Annotated in this window: 20 protein-coding genes and 1 other annotated feature; of the genes, 2 read left to right on the forward strand and 18 right to left on the reverse strand. The window is 42.5% G+C overall.

Annotated features, from left to right (window positions below; all coding sequences use genetic code 11):
- The 6 genes from ftsA to typA form a co-directional block, all read right to left on the reverse strand.
- On the reverse strand, nt 1–1,389 hold the full coding sequence (ftsA, locus tag PCY11_RS03170) for a cell division protein FtsA (RefSeq protein ID WP_301362465.1): 1,389 nt from the start codon (nt 1,387–1,389) through the stop codon (nt 1–3).
- 142 nt (nt 1,390–1,531) lie between these two features.
- Entirely contained in the window at nt 1,532–2,755 is a 1,224-nt protein-coding gene (locus PCY11_RS03175; protein ID WP_061591335.1) for a cell division protein FtsQ/DivIB, read from the reverse strand.
- Nucleotides 2,739–3,821, reverse strand: coding sequence for a UDP-N-acetylglucosamine--N-acetylmuramyl-(pentapeptide) pyrophosphoryl-undecaprenol N-acetylglucosamine transferase (locus PCY11_RS03180; protein ID WP_042759943.1), 1,083 nt, complete (start codon nt 3,819–3,821; stop codon nt 2,739–2,741). The genes PCY11_RS03175 and PCY11_RS03180 overlap by 17 nt, the downstream gene beginning before the upstream one ends.
- A 1-nt stretch (nt 3,822) precedes the next feature.
- Nucleotides 3,823–5,172: a UDP-N-acetylmuramoyl-L-alanine--D-glutamate ligase gene (murD, locus tag PCY11_RS03185; RefSeq protein WP_024055331.1), complete on the reverse strand. Its 1,350-nt coding sequence runs from the start codon at nt 5,170–5,172 to the stop codon at nt 3,823–3,825.
- Between the two features lie 90 nt (nt 5,173–5,262).
- Nucleotides 5,263–5,511, reverse strand: coding sequence for a DUF3165 family protein (locus tag PCY11_RS03190; protein ID WP_024055332.1), 249 nt, complete (start codon nt 5,509–5,511; stop codon nt 5,263–5,265).
- Nucleotides 5,512–5,534: 23 nt separating this feature from the next.
- A complete protein-coding gene (typA, locus tag PCY11_RS03195; protein ID WP_061591336.1) occupies nt 5,535–7,382 on the reverse strand; it encodes a translational GTPase TypA in 1,848 nt (615 codons plus the stop codon).
- 178 nt (nt 7,383–7,560) lie between these two features.
- On the opposite strand from typA, the gene PCY11_RS03200 reads away from it, so the two are divergent.
- Nucleotides 7,561–8,286 carry a 16S rRNA pseudouridine(516) synthase gene (locus PCY11_RS03200; RefSeq protein ID WP_024055335.1) on the forward strand — a complete coding sequence of 242 codons (726 nt, stop codon included), beginning with the start codon at nt 7,561–7,563 and terminating at the stop codon, nt 8,284–8,286.
- 44 nt (nt 8,287–8,330) lie between these two features.
- Here PCY11_RS03200 and PCY11_RS03205 read toward each other — a convergent pair whose 3' ends face one another.
- Nucleotides 8,331–8,714: a rhodanese-like domain-containing protein gene (locus PCY11_RS03205; protein WP_024055336.1), complete on the reverse strand. Its 384-nt coding sequence runs from the start codon at nt 8,712–8,714 to the stop codon at nt 8,331–8,333.
- The gene (locus PCY11_RS03210; RefSeq protein ID WP_003017930.1) at nt 8,714–8,932 is read right to left on the reverse strand and encodes a YqgQ family protein; all 219 of its coding nucleotides are present in this window, start codon (nt 8,930–8,932) and stop codon (nt 8,714–8,716) included. The genes PCY11_RS03205 and PCY11_RS03210 overlap by 1 nt, the downstream gene beginning before the upstream one ends.
- 87 nt (nt 8,933–9,019) lie before the next feature.
- Between PCY11_RS03210 and PCY11_RS03215 the strand changes: the two genes are divergently transcribed.
- Complete coding sequence (locus tag PCY11_RS03215) at nt 9,020–9,679, forward strand: A24 family peptidase (protein WP_301362466.1); 660 nt, start codon at nt 9,020–9,022, stop codon at nt 9,677–9,679.
- A 7-nt stretch (nt 9,680–9,686) separates the two neighbouring features.
- Here the strand turns inward: PCY11_RS03215 and trpB are convergent, their stop codons facing one another.
- From trpB to ccdA2, 10 genes are all read right to left on the reverse strand, one after another.
- Nucleotides 9,687–10,874: a tryptophan synthase subunit beta gene (trpB, locus tag PCY11_RS03220; protein WP_301362467.1), complete on the reverse strand. Its 1,188-nt coding sequence runs from the start codon at nt 10,872–10,874 to the stop codon at nt 9,687–9,689.
- Nucleotides 10,875–10,995: 121 nt separating this feature from the next.
- Nucleotides 10,996–11,231: a binding site (T-box leader), on the reverse strand.
- Nucleotides 11,232–11,298: 67 nt separating this feature from the next.
- Nucleotides 11,299–11,826: a VanZ family protein gene (locus PCY11_RS03225; RefSeq protein WP_042760081.1), complete on the reverse strand. Its 528-nt coding sequence runs from the start codon at nt 11,824–11,826 to the stop codon at nt 11,299–11,301.
- The gene (gene rlmN / locus PCY11_RS03230) at nt 11,813–12,901 is read right to left on the reverse strand and encodes a 23S rRNA (adenine(2503)-C(2))-methyltransferase RlmN (RefSeq protein ID WP_003005918.1); all 1,089 of its coding nucleotides are present in this window, start codon (nt 12,899–12,901) and stop codon (nt 11,813–11,815) included. Before rlmN ends, PCY11_RS03225 begins: the two co-directional genes overlap by 14 nt.
- 6 nt (nt 12,902–12,907) lie before the next feature.
- Nucleotides 12,908–13,483: a YutD-like domain-containing protein gene (locus PCY11_RS03235; protein ID WP_049474406.1), complete on the reverse strand. Its 576-nt coding sequence runs from the start codon at nt 13,481–13,483 to the stop codon at nt 12,908–12,910.
- Nucleotides 13,484–13,767: 284 nt separating this feature from the next.
- Complete coding sequence (locus tag PCY11_RS03240; protein WP_045759155.1) at nt 13,768–15,480, reverse strand: sensor histidine kinase; 1,713 nt, start codon at nt 15,478–15,480, stop codon at nt 13,768–13,770.
- Nucleotides 15,477–16,211 (reverse strand): response regulator transcription factor, encoded by a 735-nt coding sequence (locus PCY11_RS03245; protein WP_024054871.1) that lies wholly within the window; start codon nt 16,209–16,211, stop codon nt 15,477–15,479. Before PCY11_RS03245 ends, PCY11_RS03240 begins: the two co-directional genes overlap by 4 nt.
- A 58-nt stretch (nt 16,212–16,269) precedes the next feature.
- Nucleotides 16,270–17,391: a peptide-methionine (R)-S-oxide reductase MsrB gene (gene msrB / locus PCY11_RS03250; protein ID WP_070845300.1), complete on the reverse strand. Its 1,122-nt coding sequence runs from the start codon at nt 17,389–17,391 to the stop codon at nt 16,270–16,272.
- A gap of 11 nt (nt 17,392–17,402) precedes the next feature.
- Entirely contained in the window at nt 17,403–17,963 is a 561-nt protein-coding gene (locus PCY11_RS03255) for a TlpA disulfide reductase family protein (RefSeq protein ID WP_301362480.1), read from the reverse strand.
- 56 nt (nt 17,964–18,019) lie between these two features.
- The gene (locus tag PCY11_RS03260; protein WP_023917420.1) at nt 18,020–18,358 is read right to left on the reverse strand and encodes a hypothetical protein; all 339 of its coding nucleotides are present in this window, start codon (nt 18,356–18,358) and stop codon (nt 18,020–18,022) included.
- Nucleotides 18,359–18,384: 26 nt separating this feature from the next.
- Nucleotides 18,385–19,095 carry a thiol-disulfide oxidoreductase-associated membrane protein CcdA2 gene (ccdA2, locus tag PCY11_RS03265; protein WP_023917418.1) on the reverse strand — a complete coding sequence of 237 codons (711 nt, stop codon included), beginning with the start codon at nt 19,093–19,095 and terminating at the stop codon, nt 18,385–18,387.
- Nucleotides 19,096–19,177: the final 82 nt, after the last annotated feature.

Below are 19,177 nucleotides of genomic sequence, written 5' to 3' on the forward strand. Positions count from 1 at the left end.
TTAATCAAACATATTACCGATCAAATTTTTCATTCGGTCTGTGAATGTAGTTTTTGGTTCTTGTTTGCTATCATTGCTTGCTGCTGGAATTTCTTGAGCATCCACTGGAGATTCAATCTTCTCAGCATTGTATGCAGGTACTACCGGTTGTGCTGGAGCAGCAGGTTGTGGTTGTACTTGTGGTTGAACTGGACGATCAAATTGAATCGGTTGTTGACGCAAGACTTCGTCTCCATGAACCGCAGCCTGAGCAATAATATCCACATCTGTCAAATTGCCTGCATATTCAGACAAGCTAATTACATGGGCAAAAGCTGGATTGCGAATTCCAATTTGATTTGGAACAAACAATTTCACATTTACACCAAAGACTTCTTGAGCCAATTCTTCAACACCAGGAAGGATCGCCCCTCCACCGATAATCACAATACCACCAGGAAGATCCAACAAATGTCTTCTCTCAAGGTCTTGTTTGATTTGCTCAAAGATGTGTTTGATACGTGCTGAAATGATTTCAGCTAAATACTTCTCAGTCACTTCAACTGGCTCTACTTCACCGATGACTTCTACATAGAAGACTTCGTTTCCAGCAGATGGCACATAGGCCTCACCATAGTTGAACTTCAAGCCTTCTGCCAATTTTTGAGAAGTTTTCAATACTTTAGAAATATCTTTGGTAACATAATCGCCACCTTCTTGGTAGATATTTGTAAATTGAAGTTCTTGGCTACGAACAGATGCCACCGTTGTTTGGCCACCACCCATATCGATCACCGTTGCTCCGAATTCACGTTCGCCTTCATTCAAGACTGTTTTGATCATCGCAAGCGGTGAAATGATGATGTTTTCAACTTGTAAGCCTGCACGTTCAACGGTTTTACGCAAATTGTGCAAGATTGTACGAGGTCCTGTATAAAGAAGGCCACGCATTTCAAGTCGGATCCCCATCATTCCGCGTGGATCGCGGATTCCTTGGAAACCATCTACTGTGAATTCTTCAGGAATGAAGGTGATTACTTCACGATCCGGTGTCATACTTTTTGTGAGTGCAGATTTGACAACATTTTCAACATCTGCATCTGTGATTTCTTTCGAATCACTTGTGACTGGAATCATTCCTTGAGTTGCTTCGATTTGTAGTAAGTTTGCAGGCAACCCAACATTGACTAGATTGATTGAAATCCCTGCTTTTTCTTCAGCTTGGCTGATTGCATTTTTAATTGCATTTGAAGCAGCTTCGATATCTACTATAATTCCATCTTTGACGCCAGCACTTTTTGCATTGCTGACTCCAATTACATTCATTTCTCCATTGACATGTTCTGCCACCAATACTTTTATTGAACTAGTACCGATATCTAAACCTGTAAAAAAGCCGTCTCTAGCCATTACACCAGTCCTCTCTCTTTATTTGTTTTCACTTTACATCTATTTATAGCCCTTTTAGTTGGAACTATCCAAACTTCATTATATCACAAAGAAGCCTAAAATGGACATTTTTTCTTCAATTATTTGAGATAATTTATGGGCTTTACTCATTCCCAGAAGAATTCTCTCCTTCTGGATTCTGTTCTGGATTCTGTTCTTGGCTTGCTTCCTCAGAATGTTCTTCTTGCTTTTCTGTACTTTCAGCCTTTCCTTTTTCAGCTTGCTCTTTGGCAGCTGCAATGGATTGTTCACTATAGCTGAATACTCCAGCCTCCATATCAATGGTGGAATCATCGTCTAATTGCTTACTGATCGCCTTATAATAAGGAAGCTTGCGGGTAATTTGGGAAACAGGCACCAAGATTTTATTATCGTTTTTCATAGTGATGGTCACCAGATCCTTGGTGACCTTGCTCGGAGTCAGATCTACCGAAACAATTTTATCCGTAATGGAAGAAGAAATAGACTTCATTTCTTGGACAAATTGTCTAACTAATTCTCGATCTGAGAATTTTAAGCTAATATAGGAGGACGGCAATTCCGAAGCTGGAGTTACTGTCTCCACTACTTCTCCATTTTCCAATACTGGATAGTGGTCTTCTCCCGTCACATAATAGGCAACCACTTTGTGTTCCACGATATTGACTTTAAAGGTCACTGGGAATTGATAATGCATGTGCACTTCTTTGATCCACGGACTAGCCGTTTTCATATTTTGTTCATAGACCGATTTATGAAGGAAGGTCGTCAGAGTATAATCTTCTTCTTTGATGCGACTTTTTTCATACAAGAGTTGCTGATCAACCGCCTTGTTCCCTGAAAATTCAATCACTTTCTGTGTGGACAAGGGACTTAAAAAATAGATTGAGAGAAGGGCGACAATCGAGCTGATTCCGATTACCGGAAGGGCACGATAGATATGGCGTTTTGCCACTGTCGGTTCCTTCTTTGGTTTTTTCGTCTTCAAGCCTTTAAAAAATGAAGGCTTTTTCTCTTGTTTCTCTGAAGGATCTAGCTCCTCTTTAGCCGGATCAACTTCTTCTCCTTCTGAACTTTCTCCATCCGCATCTGGATCCTCTTTGGCCTCAGATTCATCTTCCTCTTCAGACTCTTCTATTTCTTCAGATTCTTCCTCTGAGACAGAAGCTGTTTCTTTTTCTGAAAGGTCTTCGTCTTCTTTTGCTTCTTCGCTTTCAGTTTCCTCTGTCTCAGCTTCTTCCGCTTTTTCAAGCGCTTTTTTTTCTAAATATTCTTTGTTTCTTTTTTGCCAGGCTGACAATTCTGTAATTTTGTCATCCGTTGGCGTTTTTTTATTGTCGTCCGTCATCTTTTCCCTTACTGATATCTTTTTGAAGCAGGCCATAAAAATCGTCTAGTGAAAGGAGTTCTGTCGATTTTTCCATTGCTTGGTGGTAGACTTGGCTTTGCTTCAACATTTCTTGAATGGTTTCATTGAAGGTTTCGAGCGTCAATTGATCTTCCTGCAATTGCTCTGCATAACCTTTATCCACAAAATATTGGGCATTTTCAATCTGATCGCCACGGCTGGCTTCTTTTCCTAGCGGTACAATCAAATGGAGTTTGTTCATAGCTAAGAGCTCAAATAAGGTATTGGCTCCACCCCTAGTCACCACTAAATCAGCCTTTTGGAGCATTGGTAAATACTGATCGGTTACATAATCCACTCGATACAAGCCACCCTCAGCCTGATTCAATGTTGAATCACCCGTCAAATTGATGATATTGTAGTGCTGCAAGAGCTCTGCTTTGTGCTCTGTCACAAATTCATTAAAGACACGCGCACCGGCTGATCCTCCGACAAAGAGAAGGGTCGGCAAGTCTTTTCGGAAACCTTTTGTTTTTTCTTCTAAAACTTCTGAAGTTGGCGGTATATGATCTGTGACCTTGGTTACCGCACCGATATGCTCACTCTTTGTCAAACCATGTGCTTGCTCAAAAGTCGTGTACATCTTGGTAGCAAATTTATAAGCAATTTTATTGGCCAATCCCATAGAAAGATCGGACTCATGGATATAGACAGGAACACGCGTGAGTCGGGCTGCGATCACTGGTGGCACAGAAACAAATCCTCCTTTTGAGAAGAGAACTTGTGGGCGCACACGAAGCAGGATTGCAATGGACTGGAGCGTCCCCCAAGCCACCTTGAACACATCCATCATATTTTGGAAAGAGAAATAGCGGCGCAATTTCCCTGTTGCAATCGAATGGAATCGTACCTCTAATCCAGACTTTTTGATCTCTTGGTATTCGATTCCTTTTTTGTCCCCAATATAATGAACTTCCCATCCATCTTCGATAAATTTTGGAATCAAGAGGAGATTAAGGGTCACATGTCCCACGGTTCCCCCACCAGTAAACATTATTTTTTTCATCTTATTTCAACCCTTTTACTGTAGCAAGGAATTCATCCCCACGCACTTCAAAATTCGGATACATATCCCAGCTGGCATTGGCAGGACTTAAGAGCACAACATCTCCAGGGCTAGCCAAGTCGAAGGCTTTCTTTGTAGCATCTGCCACATCTGTCGCATCGACATAAGGGACGCCTGCTTTATCGGCTGCACGTTTCACTCGAGGAGCTGATTCCCCTAGAATTACCATTTCCTTTAAGCCAGTAATGTGAGGCACCAATTCATCAAATTCATTGCCACGATCGAGCCCCCCTGCAATCAAGATCACCTTGCTGTTATCAAAACCAGAAAGAGCTTTTTGTGTTGCTAGAATATTAGTCGATTTGCTATCATTGTAGAATTTGACACCTTGAATTTCATCCACATATTGAAGACGGTGTTTCACTCCTCCAAAGGCTGACAAGGTTTCTTTAATGACCTCATTCTCCACACCACGGACTTTTGCAACAGCAATCGTTGCCAAGGCATTCTCTACATTGTGACTACCTGGAACGCCCAGTTCATCTGCACGCATGACAGCTTCTCCCTTAAACTTGAGAAGTCCATCTTCCAAATAAGCCCCATCCACTTTTTCAACCGTTGAAAATGGAAGGACCCTTGCCTTGGTTTTTGTAGCGAGTTCCTTGGCCAGGTCTTGGTTGAAGTTCAAGACAATGACATCTTTTTCTGTCATATTCTTTTGAAGATTCCATTTGGCAGCTACATAATTTTCAAAAGAACCATGATAGTCGATATGAGTTGGCATGAGGTTGGTAATCACTGCAATCTCTGGATGGAATGCATCAATTCCCATCAATTGGAAAGAAGACAATTCCATGACCAGAACATCCTTTTCTGTTGCTGTTTGTGCAACTTGACTAGCTGGAAAACCGATATTCCCAGACAATAGACCACCTTGGCCGGCAGCCGTCAAGACTTCTCCGATCATGGTTGTTGTCGTCGTTTTTCCGTTTGATCCTGTAATCCCAATAATTGGCGCATCCGAAATCAGATAGGCCAATTCCACTTCAGTGAGGATGGGAATGCCTTTTTCAAGCGCTTTTTCAACCATTGGATTGGAATAAGGGATTCCTGGATTTTTGACCATGACTGCAAAGTCTTCATCCAACAGTTCCAGAGGGTGACCTCCTGTCACAACTTTAATCCCTTCTTCCAGTAAACTTTGTGCTGCTGGATTTTCTTCAAAAGGTTTGCCATCATTGACGGTCACAATCGCTCCTAAGCGATCCAACAAACGGGCAGCTGACTCGCCTGACTTAGCCAAACCTAATACAAGAACCTTTTTATTTTCAAATTGTTTCACAAATTTCATGATTTCTTCGCTCCATTTTTATCACTCTCTATTTTACCTTTTTTTAGCAAAATTAAAAAGCCCAAAGGGCTTTAAAAATCACGTCACCGTTTATTTTTTCTGTTTGGTCGTCATTTTGGAAATATCTACCAAAGCCATGTAGCCAACAAAGGCCAGAAAGGCACCGACAAAAAACTCGGACGGTAGTTGGAATATCTGAAAAATGGCTAGACAAGCAAGGACGATAAAAGAGACGATCAAGACCACCATTGTGACACTGTTTAAGGTACCACGAATACTCTTTGGGGTCATAAAAAGGTAAAAAAGGAGAATCAAAATCCCTAAGATAAAATAGACCATTTTGTTTCTCCTTTCTTTTCGTATTATTCAGCAGCTGCTGATTTTTTCTTTTTATTTGCTTTTTCGCGTTCTGCTTTGTTCAAGATCTGTTTACGCAAACGGATAGATTCAGGTGTTACTTCCATGTACTCATCGTCGTTCAAGAACTCAAGAGATTCTTCCAAGGTCAAGATACGAGGAGTCTTGATAACCGCTGTTTGGTCCTTAGTAGCTGAACGAACGTTGGTCATTTGTTTGGCTTTCGTAATGTTTACGGTCAAGTCGTTCTCACGAGAGTTTTCCCCGATGATCATTCCTTCGTAAACTTCTGTACCTGGATTGACAAAGATCGTACCACGTTCTTCGATAGACATGATAGAGTAAGTGGTTGCTTTTCCGTTATCGATTGAAACAAGAGCACCACGGTGACGTCCACCGATTTCTCCTGGAATCACTGGCAAGTATTGGTCAAAGGTGTGGTTCATGATTCCGTAACCACGTGTCATTGACAAGAACTCTGTTGAGTATCCAATCAAACCACGCGCTGGAACAAGGAAGACCAAACGAGTTTGACCGTTACCAGTTGAGATCATATCCAACATTTCACCTTTACGTTCAGAAAGACTTTGGATAACAGCTCCTTGGTATTCTTCTGGTGTATCGATTTGTACGCGTTCAAACGGTTCGCATTTGACACCATCAATTTCTTTGATGATAACTTCTGGACGAGATACTTGCAATTCGTATCCTTCACGACGCATGGTTTCGATCAAGATAGACAAGTGCAATTCCCCACGTCCTGAAACGGTCCATTTATCAGGTGAATCAGTTGGGTCAACACGAAGAGAGACGTCTGTTTGTAATTCCGCTTGCAAGCGTTCTTCAACTTTACGAGAGGTTACCCATTTTCCTTCGCGACCAGCAAATGGTGAGTTGTTGACCAAGAAGGTCATTTGAAGGGTTGGTTCATCGATGTGAAGGATTGGAAGAGCTTCAACTGCGTCTGTCGGTGTGATCGTTTCTCCAACGAAGATATCTTCCATACCAGAGATAGCGATCAAGTCACCCGCTTTAGCTTCTTGAATTTCACGACGTTCCAAACCAAAGAAACCAAAGAGTTTGGTAACACGGAAGTTCTTAGTCGTTCCATCCAATTTAGAAAGGGTTACTTGGTCCCCAACTTTTACAGTACCACGGAAGACACGTCCGATACCGATACGTCCAACGAAGTCGTTGTAATCAAGCAGGGATACTTGGAATTGAAGAGGCTCATCTGAGTTATCAACTGGAGCTGGGATGTGATCAATGATGGTATCAAAGATCGGTGCCATTGTGTGCTCTTGATCAGCTGGATCATCTGAAAGTGAAGATGTTCCGTTGATCGCTGATGCATAAACAACTGGGAATTCCAATTGGTCATCATCCGCACCCAATTCGATGAAGAGTTCAAGAACTTCATCTACAACTTCTTCTGGACGAGCAGATGGTTTGTCGATTTTGTTGACAACAACGATTGGAACAAGGTCTTGTTCCAAGGCTTTTTTCAATACGAAACGCGTCTGAGGCATGGTTCCTTCGTAGGCATCGACGACCAATACAACCCCATCAACCATTTTCATGATCCGTTCCACTTCTCCACCGAAGTCCGCGTGTCCTGGTGTGTCCATGATATTGATTCGAGTTCCGTTATAAGCAACGGCTGTATTTTTAGCAAGGATCGTGATCCCACGTTCTTTTTCAAGATCGTTTGAGTCCATTGCACGTTCTTGCAATTCTTTACGTTCATCCAAGGTGTGCGATTGTTTCAACAATTCGTCTACCAAGGTTGTTTTACCATGGTCAACGTGGGCAATGATCGCAACGTTACGAATATCTTCTCTTAATTTTGTCATGATTTCCTCTATAAAATTTTAAATAATATTTCTAACTGAACAATTATACCACAGTCCTATCTAAAAAACACAGTTCAGCTAGTTGTAAATGTTTTCATCTTCATTTCTTTTCTCGGACTCGATTTCCTTTTCTTTTCATGATACACTGATGATAAGAATTTCAGAAAAAGAGGCTCTCATGAGATTAGATCAATTGATGGCAGACCATCAGTACGCTCGCAAAGACATCAAACAACTTCTGGCCCGAAGGCAAATCTTGGTCGATCACCTACCAGCTCAAAAGCTATCCCAAAACATCGACCCTGGACTCCAACAGATTCAAATCGGGGAACGAATCATTCAAGAACCGCGTCACCACTACTACATGCTCCATAAACCAATTGGGGCCGTGACTGCCAAAAGAGACGCCCACCATCCAACGGTGATCGAGTTAGTGGACCCCCAGCAAGAGTACCCAGACCTCTATCCACTTGGTCGCCTCGATCGCGATACCAGTGGTCTGCTCCTCCTCACAGATAATGGTCCCTTAGGCTTTCAACTGCTCCATCCTCAATACCATGTGGAGAAAGTCTATGAGGTAGAAGTCAATGGTCCGCTCTATGCAGCCCACATCGAGCAATTTCAGAATGGGATTTCATTCACAGACGGTCCTATCTGCAAGCCTGCCTCCTTGACCATTCTAGAAAGCCGCCCCAGCTACAGCAAGGCCCAAGTCCGGATCTCAGAAGGAAAATACCACCAAGTGAAAAAGATGTTTTTGGCTATTGGAGTCAAAGTAATGACCTTAAAACGCTTGTCTTTTGGCCCCTTCACCTTGGATCCTCAGTTAGCACCTGGCGAAAGCCGACCTTTAAATGAGGTAGAACTCACATGGGTCAAAGACTTCCTTGAAAAAACGAGATAAAAAAGCTCTAACCACACATTTGGTGCAGTTAGAGCTCTTTTTTATTAGGCGTCTTTTTTCACTTTCCCATTCCAAGAATCAAGACCATAAGACAAGACATAAATGTCTGTATAGCCCTGTTTCTTAAGATAGAGAGCCGCATTGGTTACACGCGAACTACGGCTATTTTCATAGAGCAAAATTGGTTTATCTTTACGCAAGGCTGCAAGACTCAACTTCAACTGAGTAGAAGGAATGTTGCGTGCTCCTAAAATATGCTTGGCATGAAACTCAGCTGGCTCTCGCAAGTCAATCAACTGCCCTTTACGAATCAGCTCTTCAAAAGTGGCATTATCCACAAATTTAGCAGCTTTACGGATGCGGAAATAATTAAACGCCATCCATCCAAATGCTCCTAAAATAGCCAACCAAACAATGATATTTCCCATCACTCTACCTCACTCTTTTTCAAAAATTCTAATTCTTGCTTGTGTTCTCTTCTTAAAACGGTATCGGCTTCTAAATAATCGAGCCGCTCCATTAGGCCTGCATCATAAAGACGTTGAAGCTCAATTTTCATCAATTCGATGTCATAGAGGCGCTTCCCCACGTAAATGATGATTCCAAAACGTTTTAAAAATTGTTGAACATCATACAGGTTTTTCATGTTCATTATTGTATCAAATTTAGAAAGGCTTTACAAGATTTTCAAGCAAATGATGACATTTTTCGATTTCTTTACGAATAAATAAGTATGATCAACTTTTCTTTTTTTACCATCGGTACTTGCATCGCCTCTTTTTTGGGGCTAGTTGTCGATCGTTTCCCAAACCAATCCATTCTCGCTCCTCGTAGTCATTGTGATCAATGTCAGCACGTCCTTGGAGTTTGGGATCTCATCCCCATTATCTCGCAACTACTCCATCGTTTTCGCTGTCGCTATTGTCATCAGACCTATCCATTTTGGTACTGCCTTTTTGAGATCTGGAGTGGCCTACTCTTTTTAGCCTGCGCCAATGGTTTCCTTTCTCTGCCTCAGCTTCTAACACTACTGGGAGCTGCCGTTTTAGCCATTTATGACCTTCGCTTTATGGAATACCCCTTGGTCATCTGGTGCTGTCTCCATGCCCTGGTCCTCTTTTTATCCGGTAGTAATCTCCTCATGCTGGTCTTTTTACTCCTTGCGATCGGAGCTCACTTTTTCTTTATCGGAATGGGAGCAGGAGATTTTCTCTTACTAGCTACCTTTTCGCTAAGCTTTTCTTCTACCCAGATCCTCATTCTCATTCAGATCGCATCCATCTTAGGCATTCTCGTCTTTGCTCTCAAAAAAGAAAGAGACCGGATTCCCTTTGTTCCCTGTCTCTTTCTCAGTTATCACGCTTTACTGCTTTATACGATGTTTTGCAGATAAATTCTTTTTATTTTGCAGCTTTCGCTTCTAGATAATCGGCGATGGCAGCCACATCCTTATCCCCACGTCCGGAAACATTGATGATGATGATCTTGTCTTTATCCAATTGTGGAGCACGCTTAACCGCTTCTGCAATCGCGTGTGAGCTTTCAATAGCTGGGAGGATCCCTTCTGTCTTACTGAGGAGAAGAAGAGCTTCTACTGCTTCATCATCTGTTGCAGCCACATATTCGACACGACCAGAATCTTTAAAGAAAGCATGCTCTGGACCAACCCCTGGGTAGTCCAAACCAGCAGAGATCGAGTACACTGGCGCTACTTTTCCATCTTCGCCAAAGACTGCATAGGTCCTCATACCATCAACCACACCGATAGTCCCTTTGGTCATGGTCGCTGCGTGTTGATCGGTGTCCAAGCCATGTCCAGCTGCTTCTACCCCAATCAAGCCGACTTCCTCTTCTGCGACATATTCAGAAAAGGCACCGATGGCATTGGAGCCACCACCGACACAGGCAATCACATAGTCCGGCAAACGACCTTCTTTTTCCAAGATTTGACGTTTAGATTCTTCACTGATCACTTTTTGGAATTCATGCACAATAGTTGGGTATGGGTGAGGGCCAACAGCAGAACCCAAAACGTAAAAGGCATCTAGATCCGCCATCCATGCTCCAAAGGCAGCATCAACGGCGTCTTTCAAGGTCTTAGTCCCGGTTTCAACCGCATGAACGGTTGCCCCCATCATTTCCATGCGGAAGACATTCAAGCGTTGGCGTTCCACATCTTCTGCCCCCATGTAGACATCACAGGCCATACCGAACTTAGCTGCCGCAGCTGCTGTAGCTACACCGTGTTGACCGGCTCCTGTTTCAGCAATCACGCGCGTTTTGCCCATGCGTTTAGCCAAGAGGATTTGCCCCAAAACGTTATTCAATTTATGCGAACCTAGGTGATTCAAGTCTTCGCGCTTCAAATAAATTTTTGCCCCACCTAAATGCTCTGTCAAACTTTCCGCAAAGTAGAGCGGTGTTTCCCGACCAGAATAATCTTTCAAATAATGTTTGTATTCTGCGATAAATTCTGGATCATTTTTATACTGTTCAAAGGTTTCCTCTAATTGATTGAGCAAGTTTTGAATCGGTTCAGGTACGAAAGATCCACCAAATTGTCCGAAATAGCCTTTTGTTTCTGTCATGATTGTGTCCTCTTTTCTATATCTTCAATCCTGTTTATGATCTTTTTCTCTCGCGGGTCCTTTGAGCTGCAGTCTCACTGGGTTCCTTTGAGATACAAAAAACCTCACACAGAAAAATCTGTGTGAGGACGATTCGATACCGCGGTGCCACCTCAATTGTAGGAGGCTATTTTTTCTCCTACATCTCTGACCTGTCTAACAACAGGGTGCACGATAAGGTGTGCTCACCGAATTTTTATTGTTTCAAATTCATCATCATAAACGCATCAGCCCATTTCAAGATTCACCACTGCTTGTTCGCAATCACCACAAGCTCCCTGGAAGTGAGAAAAATCTCTACTTTTCTGATGTCTTGAAGCTATTATAGCTCCCGCTTCTGACTTTGTCAACAAAAATTTTAAAAAACGGCTGAAATGTTCGGATTTTACATTTCCCCATTTTTTGCTAGCAATCGTACTCTGAAATACTGAAAGCCTAGATAAGCTAGATAAGCGCCTAAGGTATTGGTCCACAAATCATCTAGCTCAAAGACACGATTAGCATCATACAAGAGGTCTAACAGAACTTGGCTGCATTCAATCCACAAGCTCATCGCAAAGCCGAAGCACAAGACCCGTTTTCGACTCCTCAACCAGGGCCATAGCCAGAGGAGTTGAAAGACCAGCGGACTTAACAAAAAGATATTGGCTACGTTTTGGAGAATAACCTTAATGAGTTGGAGGGCACTGGTGATCTGGCCAAGATTCATCACCGAATTAAGAGGAACCAGCAGGACGACGATGCGACCGAAATGTTGAATACCCGGTGTTTCCATACCTGGCTCTGGCTGTTGGGGCAAAAAACACATCAGACACAAGAGGATAAAATAGAAGAAGCTGCCACTCCGTAACAGCCTTCTTCCTCTTTTTGTTAGTTCTGTATGATCGATCAGCCCTTGTTTAAGGTTGCGCATGTTCAACAATCGCTTTCTCCCGATCCCGTTTCATGGTATTTGAACGCAATTGGCCACAGGCAGCGTCAATATCTGTACCGTGCTCTTGACGCACTACACAGTTAACACCTTGTTTTTTCAAGGTATCATAGAAGGCCATGACCCGTTCTTTTGGACTACGGCTGTATTGGTCATGCTCACTGACAGGATTGTAAGGAATCAAGTTAACATAAGACAATTTCTTGATATTCTTGAGCAATTCTGCCAACTCTAAGGCTTGCTCGACTCCATCATTGACTTCATTCAACATGATGTACTCAAAGGTCACCCGACGGTTCGTAGTCTCAATATAGTATTCAATCGCCGCAAACAATTTTTCAATTGGAAAGGCCCGGTTGATCTTCATGATGCTAGAGCGCAAGTCATTGTTTGGAGCATGAAGAGACACTGCTAAATTGACCTGCACACCTTCATTTGCAAAATCACGAATTTTATGAGCCAAACCAGAAGTTGACACGGTAATATGGCGAGCACCAATCGCTAATCCCTTGTCATCGTTGACCGTCCGGATAAATTTCAAGACATTGTTATAGTTGTCAAATGGTTCTCCGATCCCCATGACAACGATATGGCTGACTCGTTCATCTTGGCCACGTTCGTCAAAGTATTTTTGGACCAACATGATTTGAGACACGATTTCACCATTGTTCAAATCGCGTTGTTTTTTGATCAAACCAGAAGCACAGAAGGTACAACCGATATTGCATCCGACCTGAGTGGTGACACAGACTGACAAGCCATAGTGCTGACGCATCAAGACGGTTTCAATCAACATGCCGTCTGGCAATTCAAAAAGATACTTAACCGTTCCATCTGCTGACTCTTGCACGATCCGTTGCTTGAGTGGGTTGACGACAAACTGATCATTCAACTTCGCAATCAAATCTTTGGATAGATTGGTCATTTCTTCGAAGGACTGGACGCGTTTGCGATAGAGCCATTCCCAGATTTGTGCTGCACGGAATTTCTTTTCGCCGTTTTCTTCCGCCCAATCAATCATATCCTGGCGTGTTAAACTATAAATGGATGGTTTCATTCTTTCTTACTCCTCTTTTTGTCGAATCACAAAATGACGTTTGTTGTCTGTCTTCGTTGTTTTTTTGGTCTCAGCAGACGGTCTTGTTTTTTTCGAGTTATTGGCTGACTGTCCCTTGTCGCGTTCTCGTTTTTGGAAACGATCTTTTTGTTTGCGATTGCGCGAACGCTTCTTCGGCTCTCTTTCTTCTGATTGAGCTTTTTTGACCGGTGATTTCTTATCAAAAGAAGCACGATGGGGCTCCTTATTTTCAAGGACAAAATAAGCACAACCATAGCTACAATATTCTAACAAATAATCGTCTAAGCGACTTAATTTATCCATCGTTGCAACATCGCGCTCTTCCTTATAAAAGCCACGCAAGCGCAACTGCTCATTGCTCCAATCACCAACAATGTAATCAAACTTGGTTAAAATCTCAGAAAATCTCTGACCAAAAACAGTCGCATCAAATGCTTCTTTTTCATTTTTTAACAACTCAAAGGAGAGGTTTTCTGAAAGGATCTGGTCTCCTACCTGACGAAACACAGGTCCAGGAAATTTATTGTAATTATATAATTCAGGGTCAATCTCTTTTCGCATAGTGTTCCTTCATCAAAATCTATTTACTGTAACACTTTATTTTATCATAAATTTGATGACTTGCGTCAGATTTGACTAGAAAAGAGTCGAAATTCCTTTGAGAGCAAAAAGAGAGTGGGATAGAAATCGGTAACTCGTTACAATTCGATTTCGTCGTCCCACCTCCGCACAGTTGAGTAGGGCTGTAAAAGCTGATGAAATCAACGTAGTAGAGCCCACTCAACCACTGCGTCTTGCTCGACAATCCAAAAATAATTGAGAGGCTAGAACTTTTGTCCCAGCCTCTATGAATATTCATTGCCGGATGCAAGTGGCAAAAAAAGAGTAATTTTGGTATAGCTATTTGCCTTAGAATCAATCTCCATATGATAGGCTTCGCCAAATTGAAGATGCAATCGTTGGTCCACATTTTTCAAGCCAACACCTCCTAAACGAAGAAGGGTTTGGGCTGTTGATCCTGATCGGTCAAACCCTCGTCCATTGTCAAAAATCGATACGCAGGCGTAGTCTCCACTGACTTCAGTTGTCACTCGAATGAGACCTGGCCGATCGATCTCTTTAATGCCATGGTAAATCGCATTTTCCACTAAGGGCTGAAGCACTAATTTCGGAAGCTGATAGTCGCCCAACCGTTCATCTTCTAGAATTTCATAGTTGAGCTTTTCACCATAACGTTGTTTTTGAATGAAAAGATACTGGCGGACATGGTCGATTTCATCTCTCAGTAGGATTTGTTCCTGGCCTTGGTTAAGAGCCAGTCGAAAATATTGAGCCAGAGACTTAGTGATGTCGACCACGCGCCGACTATCATTAAACTCCGCCATCCAGACAATCGTATCCAAGGTATTGTAGAGGAAATGCGGATTAATCTGAGCCGAAAGTGCCCGCAACTCGTACCGCCGTGCGTTCTGCTCCTCTTCCTTAACCTGTTGCATGAGGTTATCGATTTGGTCCAACATGGCATTAAACGCTTGAGCGAGGGCCACCAATTCTGGAGATCCTTTGGCTGCAGCCCTCACGTGAGCATCTCCTGCTCCAATCCTCAAAATGATAGTCTGAAGGTCTTGTAAGGGTTTGATCCACAAACGCAGAACAAAGCCGATCCCTATCAAACACATGATCAAAGCTAGTAATCCTAGACCAATGAAAGAGTACAGGAGTTGCGACTGCAGCATCTGAAGTCCTTCAAGTGAAGCCACTCCAATCAAGGTCCAATCGCTATCTGGAATCGGAACCTGATAGATAAAATTCTGTCCTCCTTTAGCATAGCCATCTGTCACAGCAATATAGGGCTGCATGGCCTGCATTTCTTGGCTGGAGGAATAGACCGCCTTTTTAGGATGGTAGACAAACTCATGCTTTTGATTAATGATAAAACTAAAGCCTTGTCTCCCTAGTTGAAGGTGATCCAAGTAAGCCTGAAGGCTATCGTAGCCAATATCCAAGCGTACTACTCCGAGATTTTGGCCAGTCTGATCGACCACTTCTTGGGTAATAGAAACCACCCATTTTTCTTTTTCCGAAGTCAAAGATTCCTTTCGAGCTGGCGTCAAAACTGGCATGGCTCTTTCTTTAATCGCCTCTTGATACCAACTTTCATTCATCATATCTGAAGAAGTCTGCATGCTGATTTTGGAATCTGTCGCTACCAGACGTCCATCCTTGGTCACCAAGACCGCTGAGACCAAGTCCGGATCCGTTTCAATCATCGTTCGCATCAGGTGTTGAACCGTTTCTTGATCCGCACTCCTATCTTGGGCAAATTGTCGAACAGCCTGTTCCTGGCTAAGCACCGTCGTCGTCTGCTTTAATTTTTTTAGATAGGAAGTGATAAACTGACTGCTTTGATCGATACTATTTCTTGTCGTCCGCTCTGTTTGCTGGCGGATCGTCCCTGAACTCGTTTGATAATAGAGACCACCAATAAGACCAAAAAGTAGGAGAATGAAGAGAAAAAAGTAGAGGACCAGCTGAATCAGCAAGGGATATCGTTTCATTCATGCTCTCCTTTTTTGTACTGCCTTGGTGTCACCCCAACAACCTGCTTAAAGCGTTGAGAAAAATAGTTCATATCTTCAAAACCAACCTGATCGGCGATCTCATAAATTTTTAAATCTGTCGTGAGAAGCAAGAGTTGAGCCTTCTTCATTCGCTCTTGAATGAGGTAGTCTTGGAAGGGGAGTCCCAATTTTTTCTTGATCAATACACTTAGATACGAGGCACTGAAACCAAGTTGATAGGCCAGATCCTTTAGAGTTAACTGAGAGTCTGCTAAACGAGCATGAATGGCTTCTTCCAAGTCTGTCGAATAACCCTGACTGACCAAATCTTCGACTTGCGCTTTCTTACGCTCTTGATCAAGTTTTCCTTTCACCTTTGCTAACATCTCTTCAATATCATCTTTTGAAAAAGGCTTCAGCAAATAATCATCTGCACCTAACTTGATGGCTTTCCTTGCAAACTCAAAGTCATCATAACCTGTCAAAAAAATGATATGGCAAGACGGAGATTGTTCTTTGACGAGATGAGCCAGATCCAAGCCATTCATTTGTGGCATATTGATATCGGTTAGAAGGATATCGGCTGGTTGCTCTTGAAACTTCTCCCAAGCCTCACGCCCATTTTTAGCCTGGTTGATGACGGTCATTCCAAACTGTTCATAATCCACTAAGGAAGTCAGACCCTGCCGGATAAGCTCTTCATCTTCCACAATCATGATCGCATACATGTCTTTCACCTACTTGTCTTTGCTATACTTATTATAGCAAATTATGGTTCCAAATGTCTCAGACGTAGTCCATTAAATAACCGTAGCCCTTTTCTTTCATTTCTGCTTTGGGAATGAAGGTAATAGACAAACTATTGATGCAATAGCGAAGGCCGCCTTTTTCCTTGGGACCATCGGTAAAAACATGGCCCAGATGAGAATTTCCTACACGGCTCCGAACTTCTGTCCGAGTCATATTGAAACTCTTATCCTCCTTATAGATGGCCACATCAGGACTAATAGGTCGACTGAAACTCGGCCAACCACAACCAGAATCAAATTTATCCTTAGAGGAAAAGAGCGGCTCACCAGTCACGACATCTACATAAATACCGGCATCAAACTGATCCCAGTAACGATTGGAGAAGGCCCGTTCGGTATCATTTTTTTGTGTCACCGCATACTCTTCAGGAGATAACTTCTTTTTGATCTCCTCATCGCTTGGCTTAGAATAGCGACTAGCATCTATAACAGGATAAGAAGCCTGATTGACATCGATATGGCAGTACCCATTCGGATGTTTCTTTAGATAATCCTGGTGGTAGTCCTCAGCCTTGATGAAATTGGTCAGTGGCTCTTTTTCCACTGCTAACGGTTTGTCGTATTTTTTTGCTTCTTCTTCAAAGACTTGGTTAATGGTTGGAAGGTCTTCTTGGGAGACATAATAGACACCTGTTCGGTATTGTGTTCCTTGATCATTTCCTTGACGATTCTTCGACGTTGGGTCGATAATCCGGAAATAATGCAGGAGCAATTCTTTCAGAGATACCTTCTTGACATTGTAGGTGATGTGAACTGTTTCAGCATGGTCTGTTTGAGGGACCAATTCATACTTGGTCGTTTCTCCCTTTCCATTGGCATAGCCTGATACGGCATCAATCACACCTGGAACACGGGAGAAATATTCCTCTACGCCCCAGAAGCAACCACCAGCCAAATAAATTTCACGATGATCCTTTGGATCAACCGTTTCATTTGTTTCCTTTTTGGCTACTGGAGTCTGACTCATCGATACTTTTTTAATCATCTCAGTGCTTGTTTCTGATTGATCCATTCCGTTTGCTCCCTTACTAAAGAAAAAGAAACCAATCGATAGCAAGCCAATGAGAAGGATAGCAAACACTTTCCATTTTGTTTCCATTGTCTATCTCCTTACTGCATGTTCTCTAGGGTCTTGAGGATATCCTCTTTATTCATATAGCCAATATGACTCTTTGCTAAAGTCCCATCACTATTGATAAAGAGCGCCGATGGATAAGAACGAATCCCATATTCTTTGAGCAGTTCCCCTTTACTATCTAGCAAGACTGGGAAATCCTTGTAATCCAAAGACTGGTACCAGTTTTTGAAATCTGCTGCTGATTTTTCGCCATTAAAGATTGGAGCTACAACGGATAAAACCACATAATCCTTACCTGCCTCTTCTTTTGCCAACTCATTGGTATCCTCTAATGTCGACAGGCAAATAGAGCACCAGGAAGCCCAAAATTTGAGGTAAACTTTCTTCCCTTTGTAATCGGATAAGCGGTAGGTCTTGCCATCCACTCCTTGCAGGCTAAAATCCTTCACTTTCTTGCCAGATGGTTGCCTAGCCCCAGCTTTGGCTGTTTGTTGGTTCATGTTCTTATTGGAAGTAGCCATTCCTTGACTCGAACAAGCCCCTAAAAGTCCAGCGCATACGAATCCTGCAGCTACTAAAGCTAATTTCTTCATCATTATTACCTCTTTAAACAAGGAGAAAGTCATCCTCAGATGACCTCTCCCATCTTTCATTCCTTGTCTGATTTCATATCAGATGATTCACTCTTTTCATTTTTCATTTCTGAATCGCTAGATTTCATCTCATCTTTTTTCATATCGTCCTTCATTTCAGAACTGCTGTCAGACATCATAGATGAATCTTTCATGTCTTCTTTTTTCATTTTATCATCGGACATGGATGAATCCTTCATGTCATCCTTCTTCATATCGTCCTTCTTCATATCGTCCTTCTTCATCATACTACTATCGTCCGTTTTTTTCATATCTGAATCTGATTTCTGTCCAGAACAAGCTGCTAAAGTGACGATGCTAAGTGTAGCAATAGAAAGTGCAAGAATTTTTTTCATGATTTTTCTCCTTTAATCATTCAAGATTAGTGAAACAAAGATGCGAGGCTATTAAGATTTCCTAGCATCAGCAAGATGCCCATCAAGACGATGAGGGCACCACCAATTTTTTTCAAGGTTCCCATATGGGGCTTGAGTTTAGCAAAATGTTGTAGAACCCAGCTAGAAGCTAGAGCCAAGACTAAGAAGGGGAGCGCCAATCCTAATGTATAGACCAGCATCAGGAGAGCGCCTTGCAAAGCACCATCTCCTCCAGAAGCGGCAATGGCTAGAACAGAACTCAGAACTGGTCCTACACAAGGGGTCCAACCAAAACTGAAGGTGACCCCTATCAGAAAAGCATTGAAGAATTCATTGCGCTCCCGATTCTTATTGAGTTGGATGGTCTTTTGCTTTTGGAGTTGTCTCAGATTGATCACTTCCATTTGGTGAATCCCTAATAGGATCACAATCCCTCCTAGCAGATAGCGAAACCATGGAGCATAAAGCACCTGGCCAAGGGCCCCTGCACCGTATCCTAGAATCAGGAAAACAGTTGATAGACCTGCGATAAAACAAAGAGTCTTCACCAAGCCGTACCAAGAAATATCTCTTCCAAAAATCCGAACAGTTTTCACACGTTCAGAATCCAATAGAATCCCTACATAGACTGGCATCAGTGGCAAAATACATGGGGAGAAAAAGGATAGAACTCCCGCTAAGAATACTGAAATGGAAAACAAACTGGTTTGAATCATTTCACTACCTCCCTTTCTTTCTGATACCAGTATAAAGAAAAAATCCCTCTAAAAATAGAGAGATTGATAAGCAAAAACTTGA

The sequence above is a fragment of the Streptococcus sp. SP8 genome, assembly GCF_030440045.1.
In the GTDB taxonomy this organism is placed as follows: domain Bacteria; phylum Bacillota; class Bacilli; order Lactobacillales; family Streptococcaceae; genus Streptococcus; species Streptococcus parasanguinis_I.